We start from the raw sequence: 21,296 nt of genomic DNA on the forward strand, positions 1-21,296 counted from the left end.
AGAGGGTTTAGAAATAGACCAGCGCTTCAACCAGCCCGGTCAGCTGCGTGCGGTCGCGACCGGCACCGAACGGGTGATCGTCGGCATTGCCATCGAACACGTCGAAGCGCACTTCGGGACGTAGCGAGATGTACTTGTTCAGGTCGTACCGCAGGCCGGCAGTGAGGGCGTTGAAATTGCCGCGAGCGGTGGACGCCGGCAGCAATATGAAGCCGTCGGGATCGGCGAAATGTTCGGCTCGCACCGAGTAGGAAAGGTCCGGGCGTTGTTGGTAGGTGAGCACCGCGTTGGTCCCCCACCAATGAGCGCCGTCGAAACCAGGGCCGTTAATGATGTCGACAGTCGAGGCTTTGCCATCGCCGTCCTGCCGGCCATAGACCACTTCTGCGCCCATCGACCAGTTTGAGTCGAAACGATGCCAGCCGTTGAGCGAGTGCTGTTGTTTGAACTGACCATCTGGCGATACCAGGCGCGACGTTGGAGCCTGCACATCGTTGAAGCTATCGTTCTGTTCATCGCCGAGGATGAATTCGTAGTCGATCCAGGTCTGCATATCGGCGGTACGCCAACGCAAGGCCCCCATCATCGACTTCTGGTCGTTGTTGTCGCGCAGATTATTCCAGCCCTGAACCACTCCTAGTTCCGCACCGAGGATCGATGATTCGCCGTTGTACAACCGTGTACCCAGCAAGACCCCGGATACGGTGCCGGGTTCGCTGACAAAGGCGTAGGTCTTGCTGGCAAACGGGTTGCGTGCAGCACGGATGTTGGGTGGAATCTCGTAACCGATCGCTGGGCCGAACACCCCGGCCATAACTGTTACACCGGGACCGTATGGCAAGTAAGCGGTGGCGGCGATGTTGGGAATGGCGAGGAATCTCTGTTTATCGCGCTGGGCCTTGGCCAGGTCGTCATCGCCGGGTGAATTGACATCCCAGTGCATGTCCCAGCCTTGGGTGCGGGCGAATTGGGCGTTACGGCCATAGTTCATTTCGAAGGTGAAACCGAAGGACGCTTCGCTCGGTGCAGGGCCCGGAAGCGGGGTGATACGCGGCACCATGTCGCCTTTCAGTGCCTTGTCGACAAACAGATGCAGGCCGCCCCATTCCAGGCCTTCATCCGCGAAGCCAACCACCGGGAGATTGCTCAAACCATCCTGACGCTCATCGTGTGTCGAGCGATTATTGCGAGAGTAAGCGACGTCAAAAAGGCCAGAGACCTGAATCCCGTAATCCTTTTCCAGTGTGTCTCCAAACAAGCTACGAAATACCGTGCCTTCACCCCTTTCAGGGGTTTCGGCGGCGTGTGTGTTGAGTGTTGCGAAGGCGGCCAAAACCGCACCAAGCGTTTTCACCTTGATGTTGATCATTATCTGTCTCTTGTTTTTGTTGTCAGAGTTTTAGAGAGCGGGGCATCCATGCCCCCAGAAAATCGTGTCAGGCGTGGCAGGCCTTTCCACCATTGACGACATGGGTTTGGCTGCTGTGCTGCAATTGCTCGCGCAGGGAGTTGAGCAATTTTGGCAGCGCAGACAGCTCTGCGACGCCGCCATAGCAGTAATAGTCGGGGCGCACGATGAGGGCTTTGAGTCCGGCCTCGGCCATGAATTGCAGGTATTTGCCGGAGACATCGCGATAGATGCCTTTGCTGCTGTCAGCCGTAGCCGCGAGCCGAACGACTTTCACGTCGTAGTCACTAATGAATCTCGACTGTTCCGGGTCGAGCACCGTCAAAGGATTCTCGTCACCTCTCACCAGCAAGTGGAAGCTGCGTCCGATGACATCGTCGTAGCGGCTGACCTTTCCACCGATTTCGATCGAACCGTGTACCCCAAGAATGCCGCGCAATTGGCCATCCTTCTGTAGTAGACCATCGGTTAAACCCGGGAACGGCGGCAATGGCGCAACGTTGCCGCTCAAGTACGCTGCGTCGCGCTCGGCCGCCTTGACCGGGTCGGATACGCAGACGACTTTGCCCATGGCCATGGACGCTTCGATCACGGCGCGGATCTGCGGTTTACGCTCCAGTGTGTAGCTGTCCAGCAGGGAATCGTCAGCCAAACCCCGCAGCAGCAAATCGAGACGCCAGGACAGATTCCACGCATCCCGAATCCCCGAGCACATGCCTTGGCCCATGAACGGTGGCATCACGTGGGCCGCATCGCCGGCCAGCATCACCCGACCGCTGTGCCAGTTCGAGGCAATACGCGAGCGGAACTGATAGACCGCGTGGCGCACCAGGTCAGCGGTGTCCGGTGTGACCCAGCGCGACAGCAGTGACCAGACCTTGTCGGTGTCTTGCAAGTCTTCGATGGTTTCGTGGGGCAGGCGCATGAATTCCCAGCGGCGATAACCGGGGCCACCTGGGACCATGGTGGTGGGGCGCTCGGGGTTGCACCACTGGCCGATGTCCGGCACATCCAGTTGCACACCGGGTTTGGGCTGCAAATCGACCACCAGCCAGTCTTCCTGGAAGCCCAAGTCCTGCCACTCAACGCCTAACGACTGGCGCACGAAACTGTTGGCGCCGTCGGCCCCGATCACGTAGCGAGCGCGGACACTTTGCTGCTCTTTACCGAGTGAGAACTTACCGTCTTCGCGAATGACCCGATTGAGGACCATGTCACAGCCATCGGCATCCTGTTTCAGCGCTGTAGCTTCCCAGCCCTGATGGATCTGCACGTTACCGATGCTTTTTGCTTTGCGGTCCAGTGCCGCTTCCAATAACGGCTGGTTAAACAGATAACCGAACGGTCCATCGCTGATCGATTCCGCCGACCAATCGATTTCTACCAGGACTTTCCAGTCAGCGTTGAACCACTGGTAGCGTGCCGACGGCTGGGAGATTTTTGCCAGCTCTTCACCGAGTCCCATTGAAAGGAAAATGCGGCGAATCTCATGATCGTAAAATACTGCACGCGGGAGCGGGTAAAGCGCTGGCCAGCGTTCGAACACGGCGACCGAGTACCCCATCTGGCCTAACAGAATGGCCAGGGTCTGACCCACGGGGCCGTAACCGGCAATGGCAACATCAACTGTGGTGTGCTGATTCATGATCTGTGCCTCGTGTACTTCGCAATGATTTCCGGGCATGGCCGGACCCGTCGCGCGAGCGGGTAGGCTCGCGCAATGCAGGAATGTCAGTTTGTTAACAATGAGGGACAGGGCGACTCAGGCAGGTGCCGGGGTGTCCGCTTCAGTGTTGAAAATGAAGTTGTCCGGCACGTCCGGGCCCCATAGGTACAGGGAGTTTTGCGGCGGGTAGTCGCCGGCTGGCCATTCGCTGCCTTCAGAGATGTAGTCCATGTCGGCCGAGTATTCGCAGAACGATCCCCACGGATCCTGCACGTAATGAAAGTAGTTCGAACCCAGGCAATGACGGCCGGTGCCCCAACCTTTCACGTATCCCGCCGCCGCCATTTGCGAAGCACCCGCGCCAACTTCATCGATGCTGTCGACTTCCCACGCAGCGTGGTGCCAGCCCTTGGCGCTGCTCTTGGCGAACGCCACCAGATGATGGTCGCAACCGTGGGGAGCGTGACTGAAGGCGATAATGTCCATCGACTTGTCGGAGAGTTTCAGGCCCAGGGCCTGTTCGTAAAAGTCCAGCGCACCGAGTACGTCGGGGGTGAACAACAGGACATGGGACAAGCGACGAGGGCGGACCTGCACCATGGCGTCGCGGGTCGTCGCGCCGCGGCTGTTTGGCGGTGTACTGCTGTTGTGGGGAGCTGATTTTTGGTCGGGCATGGTTTTATCACCGACCTTCACCTGCAGCAGGTTGCCGTCCGGGTCACGGAACCAGATTCCGGCTTCGGGACGATCATCAAAGCGCCCGCCTGCGGCTTCGATCTGCTGGCGCAACGCGGTGTAATCCTGCTCGTAGCAGTTGAAACTCAGATAGGCGAGGGACTTGGACGCGGCAGGAAAAATTTTCGCCCAGACGTGGCCGTCGGCTGCCCGTAAGAGGAGTTGATTCGGTTCACGTTGAACGTCAAGGCCGAAGCTTTCAAAGAATTGGCAGGCTTGGTCCAGAGACGGAACGTTCAGCGCGTAATGATCGATTGAATGCACACCATGGGAAACGCTCATGATTGCCTCCATTTAATTATTTTTGTTGTGAGACGCAGGGGCGGGGTCGGCCCTGCGCCGAGTTTGAAGCCGTGTTTGTTATCAGACCTCGTCGACAACCGGATTGACCAGCTTGCCGATGCCCTCGATCGACACTTCGACCACATCACCTGCCTTCAGGTAGACCTTCGGGTTCATGCCAAACCCTACGCCCGCCGGGGTGCCGCTGACAATCACGTCGCCGGCTTCAAGCGTCACCGCTTCGCTCAGCGTGGAGATGATGGTGGCCACGTCGAACAGCATGTCGTTGGTGTTGGCCGATTGTACGACCTTGCCGTTGACTCGGGTCTCAAGCAGCAAGCCCTTGCCGCCAGCCGGCAACTCATCGGCGGTCACCAGGACCGGACCAAATGCGCCGGTGTCATCAAAGTTCTTGCCGACGGTCCACTGCGGCGAAATGAACTGGTAATCACGTACCGAGCCTTCGTTGAACAGCGCGTAACCGGCGACGTGGTTGAGCGCATCGTCCTTTTTGATGTGACGGCCGCCACTTTTCAGGACCACGGCCATTTCACCTTCGTAATCGAGCGTGTCGGAGGCACGGGGACGGATCAGCGGTTTGTTGTGGGCGGTCAGGCTGGAGTTCCAGCGTGGGAACAGGGTCGGGTAGCTCGGTTGGGCGTAAGGCGATTCCTTGGTGTGGTCGGCATAGTTCAGGCCCACGCACACAATCTTGGTCGGACGCTGCATCAATGGCAGGTACGCATCTTCAGCGATTTCGACCAAGTCACCATGGGCATCAGCACCGTGAGTGGTCAAATCGACTCCTCGTGCCAACAGCGACTCAAGAGATTCGGAACCCAGTACGCGTACGCCTTCGGCAGTGACGACACCCAGGACAGGTTGACCTTGATTGAGGAAGCGGACGTAACGCATGGCAGGTTTCTCTTGTTGGTTTGAATGGGCGCCGGCTGTGAAGGGAAGTACCGACTGCGTGCTCACAAAGCTAGAGCCAAAAAAATATGCCGTCAACAAAAAAATATATATTTTTATGGATGTGAGAAATTATTCACTTTGTGTATGATTCGCGCATACAAAGCGAAAAATGGAGTCGACCGTGAATTCCCCTCTGATCAACTGGCAATCGGCCGAGCCCACTGAAAAGCGCACCATGGCCTCGCAGCTAGAAGCCCGGATTCGCCAGGACATCATCAATGGCCGATTGGCCCCAGGCAGTCGCCTGCGCCTCAAGGAATTGGCCGAAGCCTACGACGTGGGCGTGATTCCGCTACGCGAAGCGTTGTCGCGCTTGGCCAGCAGTGGCTTCGTCTCCGCAGCCGATCAGAAAGGTTTCAGTGTCGGCCGGATCTCGGCAGCAGAAATCGCCGACATCACCGCCGCTCGATTGCACATTGAATGCAAGGTGTTGGCCGATTCGATTCGCCAGGGCGATGTGGAGTGGGAGAGCCGCGTCCTTGCCGCCCACCACCGGCTGGATCGCCTGACCATCGTGGAAGGACCTGAGCGGCTGCTAAAACCGGAATGGGAAAACGCTCACGAAGTGTTCCATCAGGCGCTGATCTCTAGCTGCAGTTCTCCGACATTGCTGCGCCTGTGCTCGTCCCTGCGCGACCAGACCGCGCGCTATCGGTTTCTATCGATGCACTATGTTGAAAGTGCCGTGCGTGATGTGCCCCACGAACACCGTCAGTTGATGGAGGCGGCGCTGGCCAAAGACATCGACATGGCGTGCGAATTGCTCTCATCCCACTATCAGACCACGACCGACTCGGTGCTCAAGCACGCACTGCTGGGATAGCGGTGACGCTCCCTCGATCAAATTGCGTTGCGTTGCATCGACCGGTTGAATCCACAGCCGAGAGTGTGTAAAAACGCTTTCTTGAACCCTTGCTATGATTTCTGAGGATTTCATCGCAGGGATCGCCCATGAAGCGCTTTATTCAAGGTGAACATCGAGGCCAAAGCACCTTACTTCCCGAGAGCCTCGACGACTACGTCAGCGATACCAACTCAGTGCGCGTAGTCGACGTCTTCGTTGACGAACTCGACCTGGTCTCCTTGGGTTTTGACGGCGCTATTCCAGCTGACACCGGCCGGCCTGCTTACCACCCCGCGATCCTGCTGAAGATCTACATCTACGGCTATCTCAACCGCATTCAATCGAGTCGGCGACTGGAACGAGAAGCCCAACGTAACGTCGAACTGATGTGGCTGACCGGGCGTTTGATGCCGGATTTCAAGACCATCGCCAACTTTCGAAAAGACAACAGCAAGGCCATTCGAGGTGTCTGCCGCCAGTTCGTTTTGCTCTGCCAGCAACTGGAATTATTCGGAGAGAACCTGGTCGCCATCGACGGCAGCAAGTTCAAGGCAGTCAACAACCGCGACCGCAATTTCACCAGTGCCAAACTGAAGCGGCGCATGGAAGAAATTGAATCGAGCATCAGCCGTTACCTGACCGCACTCGATGCTGCCGATCGGCAAGAACCCACATCCTCTGAGCCCAAAGCCGTACGGCTGGAAGAGAAAATCGCCAAGCTGAAAATTCAAATGAAGGAGCTTCAAGCGATTGAAATCCAGCTCAACGAATCGCCGGATAAACAGGTCTCACTGACCGATCCAGACGCCCGCTCCATGATGACGCGCGGCACGGGAATCGTCGGCTACAACGTGCAGACAGCGGTCGATACCCAGCATCATTTGATCGTTGCGCATGAGGTGACCAACGTCGGTTCCGACCGCGATCAACTCAGCTCGATGGCCAAGCAGGCCCGCGAGGCGATGGCGTCAAAAACGCTGTCGGTAGCGGCTGACCGAGGGTACTTCAAAAGCGAAGAAATCCTGGCTTGTCACGATGCAGGCATCACCGCCTATGTGCCCAAGCCGATGACCTCTGGAGCCAAAGCAGACGGGCGTTTCAATAACGATGCCTTCATCTATAACGCGGCAAAAAACGAATACGTTTGCCCGGCTGGAGAGGCGCTAATCTGGCGCTATACCAACGTTGAAAAAGGCCTGACGTTGCACCGTTACTGGAGTTCGAAATGCCGGGGCTGCGCAATGAAACCGCAGTGCACCCCGAGCACGCAACGGTGGGTTCGACGCTGGGAACATGAGTCTGTGTTGGAGGAAATGCAGAACCGGCTGAGCAACGCGCCGGAGATGATGCGAATCCGAAAACGGACGGTTGAGCATCCCTTCGGGACGCTCAAACAATGGATGGGTGCAACGCATTTCCTGACGCGAAAGCTGGCAGGGGTGAGTGCGGAGATGAGCTTGAACGTGCTCGCCTACAACTTGAAACGGGTCATGAAAATCATCGGAGCCAACGGTTTGATGAAAGCGCTGTCGGCCTAAAAAAAGGCCGGTTTTGACCCTTCCAAGAGGCTGTAAAACAGCGTTGATGTGTTCCAGGTCGCTACCGATGCAATCCGTGGCATTGACCGTGCGGTGGCTAAGCCAACGAACGTCGATGCTCCAAGAAGATGAGCCCCATGAGCGTTTTTACACACTCTGGGCCGATTTCTGCCTTTCTCGACTGAGAGCAACATGGAGTGATCCGAGCAAAACGTCCGCACGTCGGTGGTATATAAGGAAGTTAGCGAGTTTATGTTTTAAACATAAACTCGCTAACTTCCTTATATTTCCTTCGGGTGTGCGGCCAGCGGGAACCATCGATCGCCCAGGAAGGCTCGACGCGTTCGTGGGCTGGCCAAATTAGCGAACCATTCGACGGCGCCCATTCTGGTGGTGCCAGGCACTGAAACTCGGCGGCGGTCAGTCGGAGCTCGGCCGGCGGTAGACGATTAGTCGGCATATCTCGCAACCCGCAGCGGGGCAGCTCACTCATAAAGGTGTTCTGTAGATGATTTTTGCCTGTCGCGATTGGCTGCAACGGGCAACCACAGGTCGTTCCATGCTGGGTTGGCGTGTTCGATCAGTAATCTCCCATTGGGTATCAAGTTCCCTATTACGAAGGGTGAATAGGGGGAAATCTCCGCAAGCCTTTTGGGTTATAAAATCGTTAGTTTTACCCGGCCGATGTGCCTTGCTATGCTGCCTGTGCTGTGGGATTTGCGGCAACGTCTGGCCGTCGCCGGCAGACTTACTAGCAAGCTTACGTCGCTCACTCATCCAGGAGTTAAGCCATGCGTACTCGTATTCTGCAAGCGGACAACGGCGACGGAATCATCGAGCTGCCAGACAAGCTGCTGAAGCAGATGGGCATAGAGATCGGCGACACGTTGTACCTGGTCTTGGAGTTCGTCGGCAATACCAAATGCCTTGTACTCTCCAAAACGCCGCGTATTCCGGATCGCATCGATGAATTGGTCGAACACTGGGATGGCCGACCAGGTTCTCAGGATTAAATGAGCTGTTCATAACTACTACAGAGCAATTCGAAGTGGTTCGTATGGCTGCTCAAGGTCGTTTTCCATTCACCGGTACGTTTTGGGTCGTTTAGCGGCGCTAATTAATGATGGAGTCGACTTATACCGGTCCGTCATAGTCAGCGAAAACTTTTCAAACAGACGGTATATCGATCCCCCATCAAGGTAGACCACCGCATCGACCTGGAGACAACGCCAAACAGGTTTCACATCCCTGAGCCAGCAGAAGTGTGGACGGTGCCTCAATGATTTATAGGAATTTAGCTCGGTGTGTGGCCAGCGAATTGGGCAGCATTCGATCATTCTGGTAGGGGCGATGCGTGTGTGGGTTGGCCAAGTTGGCAAACCGTTCGACGTCACCTGGTACTTTTGGCCAGGCCCTGAAACTAAACGGCGGATACCTGGCGCTCGGCCGCGCCAGGTATCCGAGGTGACATAGGTGAAAACGTTAGCCCTCTAATTCAGATTCGAGTGAACAAAATTTAAGTCTTAGTGAAAAGTCATGGCCGGTTCGCGTCCCGGGTAGGGTCCATGCCGACCCTTGCCAAGGGACGCTGCGCATTTGAATCAGTAATTTGTCAGTTCCGGTCATTGATTGCCAGCTAATTTCGGTTCAGTCGCTTGCCGTCATATCACTAGCCAACTCGTGGAGAGAAAGCGTTTCAGGCAAGAGGTACTGAGGCTCGCATTCCAATACGCTGGCTATGCGATATAGCTTTTCTACAGTGATGTTCACTTCACCGCGCTCAATGCGCCCCATATAGCTACGATCGACACTGCAAGAGTGCGCCAAGGCATCTTGGGAAAATCCTTTGGCCTTCCGCTGTGTCCGTATTCTTTCGCCCAATGCCTTTGCAAGCTGATGCATATCCGCCTCGGTCCCCACTGAGGCGGCACTATCTTGCGTTTGCGGATGAATCAGCCACGGACTATAATCCGCATTTTGACCGTTCCGCGAACTTCCCTTCAAGGTGCCTGCATGAAACCCGATTCATTCATCTTCGACAGGCGGCTCTACGACCTGTTTCAGCAGGGGCATCTACGTCAATTTACGACCAACGACTTACGTAATGCTTACGCCACTCACCTGGCGGGTATTCCGTTCAACAGCAGCGACCTGCGCAGATATGTCTATGAGCAGATCAGACGGATGCTGCGTACCGGATGGGTCATTCAGGATGAAAAACGACAAAAGCGGGGTCAGATTTATCACTGGCAGAGTATTCCAGGGGACCTGCAGGTGGAGCTCATCGATAATGGGTATGAGAACAGTGTTAAGTCTGAGAATAAACCGCTGCAACAGCCCCCACAAAGCATGGACTCAAAGCAGCCTGGGCTAGATGTGATCGAGCACCTGGAATCCATACTCAAAGAGATTCGGCTCGACTTCCTTTCCTCAATGGGAGAGGCGGAGCGTTATAAGCAACTGCTCGACGAAATGCCGCACCTGAAAGACCAAGTCGAAGGTGAGTATCTCGAAGCTAGAGACCGAAGCTCCCGTCTTCTAGGACATCTCCGAGCTGTAGAAAAGACGCTCAAGACAGTCATGTCCGCACGATGAAAGCATCGCCGAGAAAATGGCAGAGCCAATGCATTGGCATTGCACTGGAACACTACACCACAACGCCGCACTTCTTCTGCCAAGCCACTCCAGGGGCAGGGAAGACACGAATGGCCGCAGAGCTGGCTCGACAACTGTTGGAGCAGGGCAAGATTGATCTCGTGCTCTGTTTTGCTCCGTCATGCCAAGTCGTCGACGGCTTTCGCTCGACATTCTCTGCTGTATTGGGGAGGCGCTTGGATGGACTTATCGGTGCCGTTGGAGCTGCAAGTACCTATCAAGCGATGGAGCACCAGGATGAAGCCTTCTGGAGGCTTTTCGATGACTACCGCGTGTTTGCAGTATTCGACGAGATCCATCACTGCTCCGGATACGATCCGCTTTTGAGCAACGCTTGGGGGCAACAGATTCTATTGAAAATGCAGGATCGTGCTGCCTTTACCTTGGCTCTATCGGGCACACCATGGCGTTCCGATGACAGAGGCATTGCTCTTGCTCGTTACTCCAACCCGGAAGGCCGATTGATTTGCGACTATCGCTACGGTCTCAAAGAAGCCATTTCCGACGGGGTTTGCCGGTCACCTCGCATCGTTCTGCTAGATAACCAGATGCTGAGGCTCAAAGAAGATTTCGCGAACGATAGCACCGTCAAACTTTTTCCTAGCATCGCTAAGCTACTGCGTGAATCTCTGGTCTCATACGAGGACCTGATCTGTCATGAAGACGCGCTCAGTCAGTTGCTTGATCTGGGACGCAAGAAACTCGATGAAATGCGAATGCTCAAACCGAATGCCGCGGGCTTGGTTGTTGCTACGAATATCGAACATGCTCACCAGGTTGCTTTGGCGCTAAAGGGCAAGGGCGAAAGCTTCCAAGTCGTGACCACCAGAACCCCAGGCGCACAACAGGTAATCAACGGGTTCAAAAATAGCGACTGCCGTTGGATTGTTGCAGTGGGAATGATCAGCGAGGGGACTGATATTCCTCGGCTCCAGGTATGCTGCTACCTCAGTCGAATTCGTACTGAACTGCATTACCGTCAGGTCCTGGGAAGAGTTCTTCGACGTATGGGCGAAATTGATGATCAAGCTTGGTTGTTCGTCTTGGCGGAACCGACACTTAAGCGATTTTCCCAGCGTATCGCTGATGATTTGCCGGATGATTTAGCTGTCGTTTGCGCTGTCAGTGCATCTGGGTTCGAGGCTGGTTCCACAGAAGGTGAGCTGGATACCTCCATGCAATATAACGCAGAAGAACCATGCAGCTCGGCAGTTGCCACCACAGCGCAGAAGTTTGTATTGGCCGGCGATTCGGCCCCTGTATCGTCTTATCAAATAAGCTTTTCGAAAAATTATCGCCAGCAACTGCTGGCCGTTTTCTGATGTGTTTTTGTTACCCATCTCCAGCCGCAGCAGTCTTGGCCAAATCACCGAAAGGGCCGCCAGTGTTGGAATCCTATGTGTCACAGTCGCCCTCTATTGCCTACAGGCTTGCAAAAGTTGCCGCAGGCGATGGTGTCTGCGGCGTATCTCTCTACCCGGTTTCAGCACATGATGTCGTTGCCGGGCATGCGTTGCTAAGGGGATCGGGTGAGGTTTTGATCAATGAAAATGTCGACTCAATTCCTTAAATGTACGTTTTCGACCAAGTAACTGCTATTGCGAATGCTTGCACCTTAGACGTTCAGTCACGCTCCGGTTGCGCCAAAAAAGGCGGCCAAGGCGTCTCGTCTGACAGAAAGCGCTCTTTCCACTTTTTTCGCAACTTACCAAAGCGGTTCTGCAATTGTCGTTCAATACCGGGCCAATGTAGGCAGAACGTTGCCTGCGCTGCGCCCTGTGCGAGTTTGAGCGCCTCGACGCGACCGTCTGCCACCACTAGGAACAGTACGGCTGCACGCCAGAAAGCCTCTGCAGATGGCGCATCACGCATGGCTGTAAACCAGAGTACGGTCCAGGCATGGCGGTCGTAAGCATCTTGCGCAACGCGCTGTGTTTCTCCAAGTAGCCCAGGCACTCCGGCAAATCGCGCCAGCACGCTGTCGCTGCGTGGGTTCTTTCCCATTAAGCCGGCGACTAAGATGGCGCGAGCCTGCTCTGCCGGCCACGCAGAAGCCAAGCGCAAATCAATGTACCGCGTGAGCTCCGTCGATTTTCCACTCCACAGTGCAGCCCACACCTCGCATGCGAGTACATCGTTATCGGCGGCGCAGTCTAGACGGCGCACGCGCAGCGCCTCCAGCTCAGGAAGGTCTGTTGTTGACCAAACTGCCATCGCGCCCAGTTCAATAGCAGCGCGCCCGAAAACTACGCGCACAAGTGGTGCGATCGGGTCATATTTTTCGAACAGTTGGACCGCCCGAACGGGGTCATATGTCGCAATCGAACGAGCCAACAACAGGCCGATATTGCGTACTGCTACTAGATTCACATGCCCTGGCTGGTCCAGCAGCAAAGCACACCAGCGCTTGGTCAAGTTGGTATCAGCCCCAGCGATGGTTGCGAAATCTTCCATGCAAAATTGATCCAGCAACCTGCCGGCATCATTACTCGTGAGGTGCGTCTGCAACGCATCGAATGTGGTGTGCAATTTTCTCTGGCGTTCTTTAAAACCGTCTTTCACCTCAGAAAGACCTTGCCATGCTTTGTCTGGGTCAATAGCCGGTAGTTGGCGCTCGTGCAAGCTGAAGTACTGAAGTTGTGGAGCGGCTCCCGGATGCTGCATAAGCTCAATCTCAAGCATGCTTGCCTCAATTGGCAATTCCAGCGAGCGCCGGAGCAAGGCATCAACAACACCTGCGACGTGTAGCGCTGCACCCCCTCCGAGACACGCCGATAGACGACCGAGGTGCTGATACTCCATCTTCGTTACAAGTGTTTCCCAAGGAGCAACGCATTGCACAGCAGCTTCCATCAAAGCTTCTGAGCCGTACCAGCGTTCAAGCTTCTCATCCTCGCTCAATTGGGTCGCAAGCCAGCCACTATCCACAACCATTTTCAGCGCCTTGGTATCAGCTGACTTTGCTATCATGCGCAAGGTATATGAGCGTACTAATGTGGACGTGCTGAGAAGCAAGCCAGAAAGGTTTTCTTGTGTTGCAGGCGGAAGTGGCTGTTTAGTAAAGGGAGCAAACAAGAGCACAGTGAATTGTGCTTCATCGTCCTGTGCCGCTATCGCCTCAGCAAGGCTAGACTCAAAGGTCAGCACGTCGAGCGGTTTAATCTCCTCAATCAGATTACGCGACAGCTTGCTACCAAACCGCGCATCTAAGAGCGACTTGAGTTGTACGCCCGCCTCCAGCGCAGGAAAAGCTAATTGCAGCTGGAATTGCGCCCAGATGTTGGCCTCGTCACCCAGCGAGCGCAGAGCATTGACGTCAGCCTCGCTGCCACACACACGACGGATAAACCGCTGCGCTTGTTCATGCGTGACTAAGGCAGAATGCGCGAGTAGACCGGCCACTCCTTGTCGCAGGGGCAAGCCGCTGCGTAACAGTACATCATCAACCAATGCACGATGCTGGTCGATGGCGACGTCCGCGTAGTAGCGGCTAACAGCAGGCCGCGCATCATTGAAGAATTGGTCCTGGACATTCATTACCATACCCTGGCAAAGGTTGGTGACATCCATGGCGGTAAACTGTTCAGCAGTGTGAACTGCGTTATCAGGTTCTGTATTGTTGGGATCGCAGGGATCGGTACTGCAATACTTCTCAATCAGTCGCCAGCGCGTACCGCTCGGTTGTCCTGTACGCAATTCATCAACGAGTTCTTGCGCATTCCGGGCATCATCCGGATGGCCGGTCGATTGCAGCAAAGTTACCGAAGCCCATTGACCTACGCGCGAAGGCGTCCCGTTGCGCAGCATCAGGCTGAAAAGCAGGAGAGCCTCGCGCGTGGCTTGCCAATCGGTGCCGTTAAAGCAGATCAAGTGAAGAAACTCCTTCAAGGGCGCGTCCTGACTGCTGTTCAGACTCCTAGCAAAACTCCATCGTACGAATGCCTGCGCAAATTGCGCCAGTGGCATACCGGCCAACAGCTTCAGAGCGACCATCCCGAGCATTGAAGTATCTTGTGCTTTAGTGAGCTCCAGCTCACCAAGAAAGTCGCGTTCCTCGGTAGACAGTCTCGCCAGTTTGGCTTCCAATTCGCCTTGCAACTCGGTGCGTCGTTGCGTGACCTCGTCAGCGCTTTTGCCATATGGGAGGATATGCTTTTCGATATCTAGAGTGATATGTGCCAGCCAGCCTTTGATGGCCGGCGCAATCTGCTGCCAAGCCTGCTTGTCAGCTTTTGCCCGGTGCAACGCCAGTTCGATCCAATCGAAATTGAGCGCCGTACCACCCTGCAGCGCCAACGTCTGCACCGTTTGGAGAAAAACCGGCGTCCGGGTACGCGCCAGTACGGCAATCGCGTCGAAAGCACCGTCGTCCAAATTCTGTAGGCCGGCGAAGCCCATCAGGATTGCCACGCCGATCTCAGTTGAATTCTCTTCTTTCATGCAAGCCACTGTAAGTGCAGCCAGTATCGCCTCCGAGGTCTGATCAAGCGCAGCGATCGGTTCAGCTAGCACAGCCAGAGTTTCGTTAAGGTTGCGCCCATTGCGCAGTGCTGAATTCAGGTCGTCGAGGATCGCCAAGCCAAGGGCTAGACCGAGACCCTCTTCGCTAACGGTGTAGCGCGTTAGGTCTTCCGTCAGCGGTATGAAAAAACGCCCTTCCACAACTGCATCTAGGCCGCCATCAAACACCTTTAGGTCATCGCGCTGCTGCGTGTTCAGGCGTTGCAATACTTCCCTTGCATGGTTTTGCAGATTGCGCTTGAAGAGTTCGGCAGATTGACCGTAGCTGTCACGTTGGCTCGTGCGCAGGTGCTCAAACAGTAAAAGAGGAACGCTTAATTCTTCCATTGCCCGGAGCTGGGCGCTATCGAGCAGCGTTAAGGCAATGCCGAGTAAGCGAGGATTACACAATGACGCAGCAACCCGTTCATGCAGTTGGCCGCCGTGCATGCGCCGGGCGGCGAGCAACTCATCGCGCTCTAGCGGCGTCCACTCTGGCACTGTCAGTTCACGGTAGAACGAGGCTAAGTGCGGCTTGATCACTCCATCGAAGTAACGTTTCCGTGAAGTAAGAATCAGCTTGCCGCCGATGCGCTCTAATTCTTCGCTGAGCCGGTCGATTAAGCGAGCCCACTCGGTGCGTGGACGCTGGTTCAAGCCATCAAGCACGACCAGAAATCCTTGCGCGGGGCCGTGCTGTTGCTTGCGCCATGCATCTAGTTGAGAAGACCAAAACACTTGATGGCGTTCGGATCCTTGCCTATCCGTCTGCACGCAAAGCTTTCGGGCAATAAGCGTTACTGGGTCGGCGATTTGCTCGCCAACTTCTTCTGCACTCAAAAAAAGTGTCAGCGGCTTTTCCAGAAGAGAAAGCCAAGTCCGCGCGACTAGCCAGGATTTGCCATTGCCTTCATCACCGGTAAGGGCTACCACGCCACCAATGGGAGATTCGATCAGTAGGGTCTTAAAGCGCTCCATCAGGTCGGTTCTAGACATCGGATTGACAAACGCCGTGATGTCCGCGGGATTGAGTGGCTGGCCGAGCCGAGTCTTGGCTTTGCTCCGGCTGGAGAAGGTACTCAACAGCCACTCTTCATTGGCTTTGAATGCCATATCCAAGGACCAACCCGGCTCCGGTATTGCCGGTGCATCAAGTCGTATATCGAACTCATCGAAGCGCTGCTGCAGAGCACGCATACTGACTTGAAGCACGCCTCCCAAGGCTTTATCTTTTATCGTTCCAAGTACACCCGCCACTAAGATTTTCACGGCGTGATCGATTATATTTTCTGCCCGAATACGATGTTCGCCGGACGCCAGCATATAGCTGTCGACTAGCGTCATACGATCGTCCGACGGCAGAGGGGCCGAGGTGATGTGCGCATGTGCAAGGCGTTGCAATCGGCGTTGCGTGTCGGACAAGTCCAACCATTCACGCACATGCGGTAGGGAGAATGGCTCCGACCTTACTAGCAGATGACCGAACATCTCGAGTATTCGTTTCCCGCCTGCCTCCGTGGACGAACTTGCACCGAGATGCACCAAGGTCTCTTCGTCCATTTTGTCGATTGGTGAGTACGTCGCCGCAGCTGGGTTGCGAGCTGCAGTACGCACTGCCCAGGGCTTCTTCACCCAACCCAGCACGGGTGTGACCAGCGACGAAAGTAATCGTGAAATAGTTGATAGAGCCATCTTCGGTCCTTGATAGAGAAGCAATGCACGGCCAGATTCCTTTCGGCTCTGGTTACACAAGTAAATAATAGGTTCGATAATTTACCTACCTTCACAGGAAGACACATCTAGCTTGCGCTATAAACGTCCAATCTATGGATTGTTCTATGGCTACTTTGGTCCATAGCTGTCATCCACCAGGTCCTGCTACATCCCCAGCCAGGCAAGCAATGATACTCTTGTGCCAGCACTGGCTGGGGAACCTGCCTTTCGCTTGAGCCTTGTATGTCGGAGACAGACAAGCCAACGGACCGACCAAGGCGCCAGAAGTGGATCTCCAATTTATTGCACAAGCTTACTTGCCGGTTCTTGAGGATATAGAACGTCATTTCCTTGACCAGAGCCAAAAAGATACGCCAGCCTTTGCCAAACTTTCTGGGCTATTTCTACCCAGCGCACCCGAGGGTTACTCCTCTGCCAAACAGCGCATCATGGTGGTTGGGCGAGAAACTCGGGCATGGAATGTCGTAAGTGACAAAACTCCTTTCACCACGCTTGGAGCGTATGTCGAACGATCACTGACCAAGCATCAGAAGTTCCTGGCTAAGCACCTCGAAATCCCCAAAGACAGCGGTGCCAGCTTCTTCAATTTCCTGCGTCTTGTTTCCGATTGCTGCGGGAGCAAGGGAGTGGTTTGGGCTAATTTATTCTGTTTTTCCTGGGCCGGAAACTCGCCACAAAAATGCCCGCAATTTCCCATCATTCGCCAATTCTCGGAACGACTGCTAAAGCGACAAATCGAGATTTTTGCGCCTGACACCATTATTTTTGCCAATGGCGCAAGCAGTGCACCTATTCGCCAAGCCTTCTTTCCACATAAAGGCGAGCACTGCGTTTGCTCTGATTTTGGGGACTATGCCGAGGAAGGTATACCCAAGAATCAACTGTGGCGCTTTCGCCTGAACGAGCAAATTCAGTGCTATCGAATTCAGCACCCAAGCAGTAGGAGTCAGGGAGCACGCAATGCTCGTAAGTTTTTGATTGATGAGTTGTTGAGCAAATAAGCGGCGAGCATAGCGCCGACCCTGAAGCGGTGATTAGTAGGAGAAAGTCTTGCTGCGGGCGAACTCTGGTTACTGGCAGCTTTCGGCCGATTCTGTTGAAAACAGTTGGAGTGGGGACCACGGGGAAGAAATGGTGGTCTGTCCCCTTTCTTCCTTGATCAAGACGACTCTGCATCGCCTCGAGTACCGACTCATGTTCCCAGCGGCTAACTCGCCGCTCAGAGCTGGGCGTGCAGCGCTCCTTCAGGGCACAGTTTTGGCAGTGCGAGTGCCAGTAACGATGCAGCTTCAGCCCTTTCTCGACGCTTGAGAAACGCCAGATCAAGCTTTGCCCGGGTGGGCACCGATACTCGTTCGTTGAGGCATCATAGATGAAATCATCTTTACCGAAGCGGCTAGCCGCTGTCGCTCCCGAGGTCAGCGTATTGGGCACGAAAACGGTAATTCCAGCTTCATGGCACGCCAGGATTTCTTCGCCCTTGAAATAGCCTCTGTCTGCGCCTGCCGAAAGTTCATCGACACCCATGGCCGCTCGTGCATGCTTGGCCATCGAGCTCAGTTAGTCTCGATCAACGCCTTTATTCGTTACCTCGTGCGCCACGATCAGGTGGTGCTTCGCATCGACCGCCGTCTGGACGTTGTAGCCGACCATTCCTGTTCCGCGCGTCTTCATCGAGCGAGCATCAGGATCGGTTAGCGAGATCTGTTTATCCGGTGGTTGGTTAGCTGCACCTCGATTTCCTTGAGCTCCTGCATCTTGGCTTTCAAGGCCGCGATCTTGTCATGGAAGCGTTCGGCTTTGGCCTGGGCAACGGAAGGTTCCTGACGGTCTGCGGTATCAAGTGCTGTCAGATAGCGATTGATACTGGACTGAATTTCCTCCATTCGCCGTTGAAGCTTGGCGCGGGTGAAGTTCCGATCCCGATTGTTGACCGCCTTGAACTTGCTGCCATCGACGGCAACGAGCGCTTCCGAGAATAATCCCAGTTGCTGGCACAGCACCACAAATTGACGGCAGACTCTCCGGAATCGACCTGATCCCGGCCTCCCTGCTCATCGACACCCAAGCCCCGCTCGATGTCCTGCAAGCCATGGCCGATTACCGCATCCGCACGGTCACTCAGGTGCTGGAAAACATCGCCTTCCGCGCAGAGATCGGCTGCGACACGGTGGTGCTGTCGGATTTCTCCAAACTACTGGCCATCCCGTTACGCGACGGCTGTGATTTGATGGATGTGATCGGCAGACGCTTGCCTCAATTCGATACGCAACAGAAGACAATATGCGGCAAGTCTCACGTCGCTGCTTTGATGGATTGGAAGTTGCTTGCCAGACATTGGTAGCTCGGGACTGGAGTCGGGTCTTTGATGACCTTGAGGACTCCCGGTCTGTGTAATCCCGCATGGTGTCACTGCCTAGACGACAGAAAATACAAAAAATACGTCTTCAAACGATCACTGAGGAATTCGAACTTTGCGTGGCTGTGGCTCACGGATAGTCGGAAGCGGGGCCATAAGCCGCTCTCGTGTAAGACCTGCAATGGTTGCGTTGTAGATGAGTCGGTTCGCAATCTCGGCCATTTTGGCAAGCTCTGCCTTCAGCTCGTCGTTTTCTGCCTGAAGCCGGGTGATCTTCTTCATGGCATCCAGCGTGCTCCGCGGTCTTGGCATGTCCAAGAGCTTCTGTTTTTCAAGCTTAAGATGTTCTTTCTTGGTCTTGTAAGCGACTTTTATCGCTATTTTCTTGTCGAGCGCCTGACGTGTTGGCGGGTTGTCCCACCCCAATATGCCTTGTGCACCAATGCAGACTGCGTTCCAGTCCAGTGCATGTTCGACCGGCCAGTTACGGATCATCTGAGCGATTTTTCTTTCATGCTGCTCTGTGATCGTTTTAGGCATTATCAGAACTCCGAAGTAGCTCCAGGCAGGCCAGCAGATCATCGCCGTAGGTGATGCGTAGTTCACTTCTGTCCAGTAACTTCACGCCTGATGCCTCGGCTTTTTTGGAAACAATCACCTTCTCATGGCTGAAGTCATCTCCGGCCATTTCGATTGGGCTGCCGTCAGGTATTTCAGGGCTGTGCAGGATAGCCAGTAGTTGATCGAGTCTTTCGATCTGCGGTCCTGCCTTTTCAGTCCAGCGTGATGCAGCCCGCTCGCCTTCCGTTATCGCCCGTTGGGCGGCCGTGTAAGTCAGCACGAGATTGTCACGATCCAGCTTGATGACTTCAGCGGCAATCTTGTCGCCCTTGCACATGAGGAGTTCCGAGCAATTGAGGCAATCGGCGAACTTGTTGCAGGGCCCTGCTCTCCAACTTCGTCGGCAGATACCATAGCGGCTGCGATGGAACGGTCCTTTGCCATAAAGCTCTGCTTCTTCAATGCTGACCGGTTTCAGATGTGCCTGCTCTTGGATGGTCCCGAGTACAACAGCTCCTTTGGCGGCAGTTTTCACTGGATCGTCGTGCAGGTAAGTACGGGTCTGCCGGGTGGTGGCGCGACTACTCCATTCGGTAAGCAGGTCCATGGAGATGCCGCTGCTGCGCCCTAACCTATTGAGAAGGTGGCGGAGGCTATGGGATGTCAGCTTGATGGTGCCGTATCCGTTCCTTACGAAAAAATTCCTGTTTTCTGCTGCTCTATACCCTGTCGCCAAGCGTTGTCCATAAGTATTGTTATTGTAAGGTGCAAGCAATACGGGGCTGATGCTACGCCGCGATGCCAGTTGATATCGACGAAAGCACATCAGGGATTCGGACATTCGGAGCGGTGGTTGCGTCGAGCTGCATGGAGCTTCCTGGTAAGGGAAGTGTGGGTTGATTGCGTGGTGTTCTTTGAGCACAAGTTGCCATAGGGTATCAAGCGTAAATCCTGTCAGCGCAAACTTGCCGGTGTGCTTTTTCACGAAAAACTCGCAACCCTCCCGGTTAGAAAAACCAAGCGCCTGCGCTAACTGAGCGCAGCTAAGCTCTTGGTCGTCAGGAATATCTGGGCAGTTGGCGTGCCGGTAGAAATGCTTTGGGTCAGTCTCCATGTAACGCGCTAGGCGGCGACTCTCCTCGGTGATTTCCCTAAGCCGTTGGATCGATTCCGTAGCGACTGCGATCATTGTCTTGGGGATGGCCTTGCGAGCGAATTGCCGCAACTTCGGTACTAAGTAAGCAAGGTAGTGCTGGCGCTCTCCATCCTTGTCGGGGTCATCGCGTAAGCAGTCTGGGCGGAGGCGCAGGGTCTCACCTATACGCATGGGGGCGCTCATCAGAAGCCCTGTGACGCATGTAACCATTATATCGGTGTCTTTTAGCGTTTCATTGGTGCCTTGCGAAAATACCTCGGCGATGGCCAGTAACGCGTCCTGATCGGGTATTTTTTTTGACCTCGCTTCGCCCGGCGCATTTGTGCCATTGATAGCGTCGTAACTGTCCAGACCCAGGTAGGGACTCCTCCAGAATCGCGGATCGACCGTTAGAATGAAAAAATCCGCTAGCGTCTTGAGAATAGTGAGAATGTCTCCGCAAATGTTTTGGCGAGTGACTATAGGTTTAACGACGTTGGCGGCTTCGTCCCAGTGTCGTTGTTCGAACTTGGTGATATCAGGCACTATCATATCCATGCGTAAAACGAACTCTATCACCCGAAACGCTAGCATTTCCTGAGTGACTGTTTTCTGTGGGCACAGTGTATGCCTGTAGCGCAGGTAGGCCTTGGCAACCTCTGCAAAAGCCGGATGCATCATTTGATGCGTTTCGGGATACTTGCGGGGGGGCAGATCTCGGTGTTCAAAGCTGATAAAGCGGACTCCGGTGTTTGTGGTTGGCCATCTCGCGGCGTCCCAAGCAAAACCTTCCAGATCAGACCAAAGCGTCAGATTATCTCTGGCCATGGCAATGAAATCGCTAAGGTTCTGCTTGGCAGACATTTCGCATTTGGGGGTGAACCGAATGGTCTTGCTCATGGAT

14 protein-coding genes and 3 pseudogenes are annotated in these 21,296 nt (G+C 54.8%); 8 read left to right on the forward strand and 9 right to left on the reverse strand.

The features are described 5' to 3' along the window. Nucleotides 1-7: 7 nt before the first annotated feature. From ACA064_RS13230 to ACA064_RS13245, 4 genes are all read right to left on the reverse strand, one after another. Entirely contained in the window at nucleotides 8-1,369 is a 1,362-nt protein-coding gene (locus ACA064_RS13230; RefSeq protein ID WP_497673743.1) for an outer membrane beta-barrel protein, read from the reverse strand. A gap of 67 nt (nucleotides 1,370-1,436) precedes the next feature. Then, the gene (mhpA, locus tag ACA064_RS13235) at nucleotides 1,437-3,053 is read right to left on the reverse strand and encodes a bifunctional 3-(3-hydroxy-phenyl)propionate/3-hydroxycinnamic acid hydroxylase MhpA (RefSeq protein ID WP_497673744.1); all 1,617 of its coding nucleotides are present in this window, start codon (nucleotides 3,051-3,053) and stop codon (nucleotides 1,437-1,439) included. Nucleotides 3,054-3,170: 117 nt separating this feature from the next. Then, entirely contained in the window at nucleotides 3,171-4,091 is a 921-nt protein-coding gene (locus ACA064_RS13240) for a VOC family protein (protein ID WP_497673745.1), read from the reverse strand. Between the two features lie 81 nt (nucleotides 4,092-4,172). Continuing rightward, complete coding sequence (locus ACA064_RS13245) at nucleotides 4,173-5,006, reverse strand: fumarylacetoacetate hydrolase family protein (RefSeq protein WP_497673746.1); 834 nt, start codon at nucleotides 5,004-5,006, stop codon at nucleotides 4,173-4,175. A gap of 181 nt (nucleotides 5,007-5,187) precedes the next feature. On the opposite strand from ACA064_RS13245, the gene ACA064_RS13250 reads away from it, so the two are divergent. From ACA064_RS13250 to ACA064_RS13260, 3 genes are all read left to right on the forward strand, one after another. Continuing rightward, entirely contained in the window at nucleotides 5,188-5,889 is a 702-nt protein-coding gene (locus ACA064_RS13250; RefSeq protein WP_497673747.1) for a GntR family transcriptional regulator, read from the forward strand. Between the two features lie 128 nt (nucleotides 5,890-6,017). Continuing rightward, the gene (locus ACA064_RS13255; RefSeq protein ID WP_497673748.1) at nucleotides 6,018-7,448 is read left to right on the forward strand and encodes an IS1182 family transposase; all 1,431 of its coding nucleotides are present in this window, start codon (nucleotides 6,018-6,020) and stop codon (nucleotides 7,446-7,448) included. Nucleotides 7,449-8,239: 791 nt separating this feature from the next. Beyond that, nucleotides 8,240-8,461, forward strand: a complete 222-nt coding sequence (locus tag ACA064_RS13260; RefSeq protein ID WP_497673749.1) for an AbrB/MazE/SpoVT family DNA-binding domain-containing protein — start codon at nucleotides 8,240-8,242, stop codon at nucleotides 8,459-8,461. A 634-nt stretch (nucleotides 8,462-9,095) separates the two neighbouring features. On the opposite strand, the gene ACA064_RS13265 is transcribed toward ACA064_RS13260, so the two are convergent. Then, nucleotides 9,096-9,350, reverse strand: coding sequence for a helix-turn-helix domain-containing protein (locus ACA064_RS13265; RefSeq protein WP_497673750.1), 255 nt, complete (start codon nucleotides 9,348-9,350; stop codon nucleotides 9,096-9,098). A gap of 111 nt (nucleotides 9,351-9,461) precedes the next feature. Between ACA064_RS13265 and ACA064_RS13270 the strand changes: the two genes are divergently transcribed. The 3 genes and pseudogenes from ACA064_RS13270 to ACA064_RS13280 all read left to right on the forward strand — a co-directional run. Next, nucleotides 9,462-10,043: a VspR family transcription factor gene (locus ACA064_RS13270; protein ID WP_497673751.1), complete on the forward strand. Its 582-nt coding sequence runs from the start codon at nucleotides 9,462-9,464 to the stop codon at nucleotides 10,041-10,043. After that, complete coding sequence (locus ACA064_RS13275; protein WP_497673752.1) at nucleotides 10,040-11,425, forward strand: DEAD/DEAH box helicase; 1,386 nt, start codon at nucleotides 10,040-10,042, stop codon at nucleotides 11,423-11,425. Before ACA064_RS13270 ends, ACA064_RS13275 begins: the two co-directional genes overlap by 4 nt. Nucleotides 11,426-11,514: 89 nt before the next feature. Then, a pseudogene (locus ACA064_RS13280) lies at nucleotides 11,515-11,667 on the forward strand (inositol monophosphatase family protein); the annotation flags it as partial. Nucleotides 11,668-11,726: 59 nt separating this feature from the next. Here ACA064_RS13280 and ACA064_RS13285 read toward each other — a convergent pair. Then, on the reverse strand, nucleotides 11,727-16,295 hold the full coding sequence (locus ACA064_RS13285) for a hypothetical protein (protein WP_497673753.1): 4,569 nt from the start codon (nucleotides 16,293-16,295) through the stop codon (nucleotides 11,727-11,729). Between the two features lie 308 nt (nucleotides 16,296-16,603). Between ACA064_RS13285 and ACA064_RS13290 the strand changes: the two genes are divergently transcribed. Beyond that, on the forward strand, nucleotides 16,604-17,338 hold the full coding sequence (locus ACA064_RS13290) for a hypothetical protein (protein ID WP_497674370.1): 735 nt from the start codon (nucleotides 16,604-16,606) through the stop codon (nucleotides 17,336-17,338). Nucleotides 17,339-17,492: 154 nt separating this feature from the next. Here ACA064_RS13290 and ACA064_RS13295 read toward each other — a convergent pair. Beyond that, nucleotides 17,493-18,364 (reverse strand): annotated as a pseudogene (locus ACA064_RS13295) (transposase); the annotation flags it as partial. Here ACA064_RS13295 and ACA064_RS13300 point away from each other — a divergent pair. Continuing rightward, nucleotides 18,346-18,591 (forward strand): annotated as a pseudogene (locus ACA064_RS13300) (hypothetical protein); the annotation flags it as partial. The pseudogenes ACA064_RS13295 and ACA064_RS13300 sit on opposite strands and share 19 nt — an antisense overlap. A 201-nt stretch (nucleotides 18,592-18,792) precedes the next feature. On the opposite strand, the gene ACA064_RS13305 reads toward ACA064_RS13300, so the two are convergent. Both ACA064_RS13305 and ACA064_RS13310 read right to left on the reverse strand, forming a co-directional pair. After that, nucleotides 18,793-19,236, reverse strand: coding sequence for a hypothetical protein (locus ACA064_RS13305; protein WP_497673754.1), 444 nt, complete (start codon nucleotides 19,234-19,236; stop codon nucleotides 18,793-18,795). Beyond that, entirely contained in the window at nucleotides 19,229-21,292 is a 2,064-nt protein-coding gene (locus ACA064_RS13310) for an integrase (protein WP_497673755.1), read from the reverse strand. The genes ACA064_RS13305 and ACA064_RS13310 overlap by 8 nt, the downstream gene beginning before the upstream one ends. Nucleotides 21,293-21,296 lie beyond the last annotated feature (4 nt).

The organism is Pseudomonas sp. LBUM1658 (genome assembly GCF_059716055.1).

Bases quoted from the DNA above. Each gene is read 5' to 3' on its own strand.
- ACA064_RS13230 (WP_497673743.1), bottom strand. From the start codon at position 1,369: ATGATCAACATCAAGGTGAAAACGCTTGGTGCGGTTTTGGCCGCCTTC.
- mhpA (WP_497673744.1), bottom strand. From the start codon at position 3,053: ATGAATCAGCACACCACAGTTGATGTTGCCATTGCCGGTTACGGCCCC.
- ACA064_RS13240 (WP_497673745.1), bottom strand. From the start codon at position 4,091: ATGAGCGTTTCCCATGGTGTGCATTCAATCGATCATTACGCGCTGAAC.
- ACA064_RS13245 (WP_497673746.1), bottom strand. From the start codon at position 5,006: ATGCGTTACGTCCGCTTCCTCAATCAAGGTCAACCTGTCCTGGGTGTC.
- ACA064_RS13255 (WP_497673748.1), top strand. From the start codon at position 6,018: ATGAAGCGCTTTATTCAAGGTGAACATCGAGGCCAAAGCACCTTACTT.
- ACA064_RS13260 (WP_497673749.1), top strand. From the start codon at position 8,240: ATGCGTACTCGTATTCTGCAAGCGGACAACGGCGACGGAATCATCGAG.
- ACA064_RS13265 (WP_497673750.1), bottom strand. From the start codon at position 9,350: ATGCATCAGCTTGCAAAGGCATTGGGCGAAAGAATACGGACACAGCGG.
- ACA064_RS13270 (WP_497673751.1), top strand. From the start codon at position 9,462: ATGAAACCCGATTCATTCATCTTCGACAGGCGGCTCTACGACCTGTTT.
- ACA064_RS13275 (WP_497673752.1), top strand. From the start codon at position 10,040: ATGAAAGCATCGCCGAGAAAATGGCAGAGCCAATGCATTGGCATTGCA.
- ACA064_RS13285 (WP_497673753.1), bottom strand. From the start codon at position 16,295: ATGGCTCTATCAACTATTTCACGATTACTTTCGTCGCTGGTCACACCC.
- ACA064_RS13305 (WP_497673754.1), bottom strand. From the start codon at position 19,236: ATGCCTAAAACGATCACAGAGCAGCATGAAAGAAAAATCGCTCAGATG.
- ACA064_RS13310 (WP_497673755.1), bottom strand. From the start codon at position 21,292: ATGAGCAAGACCATTCGGTTCACCCCCAAATGCGAAATGTCTGCCAAG.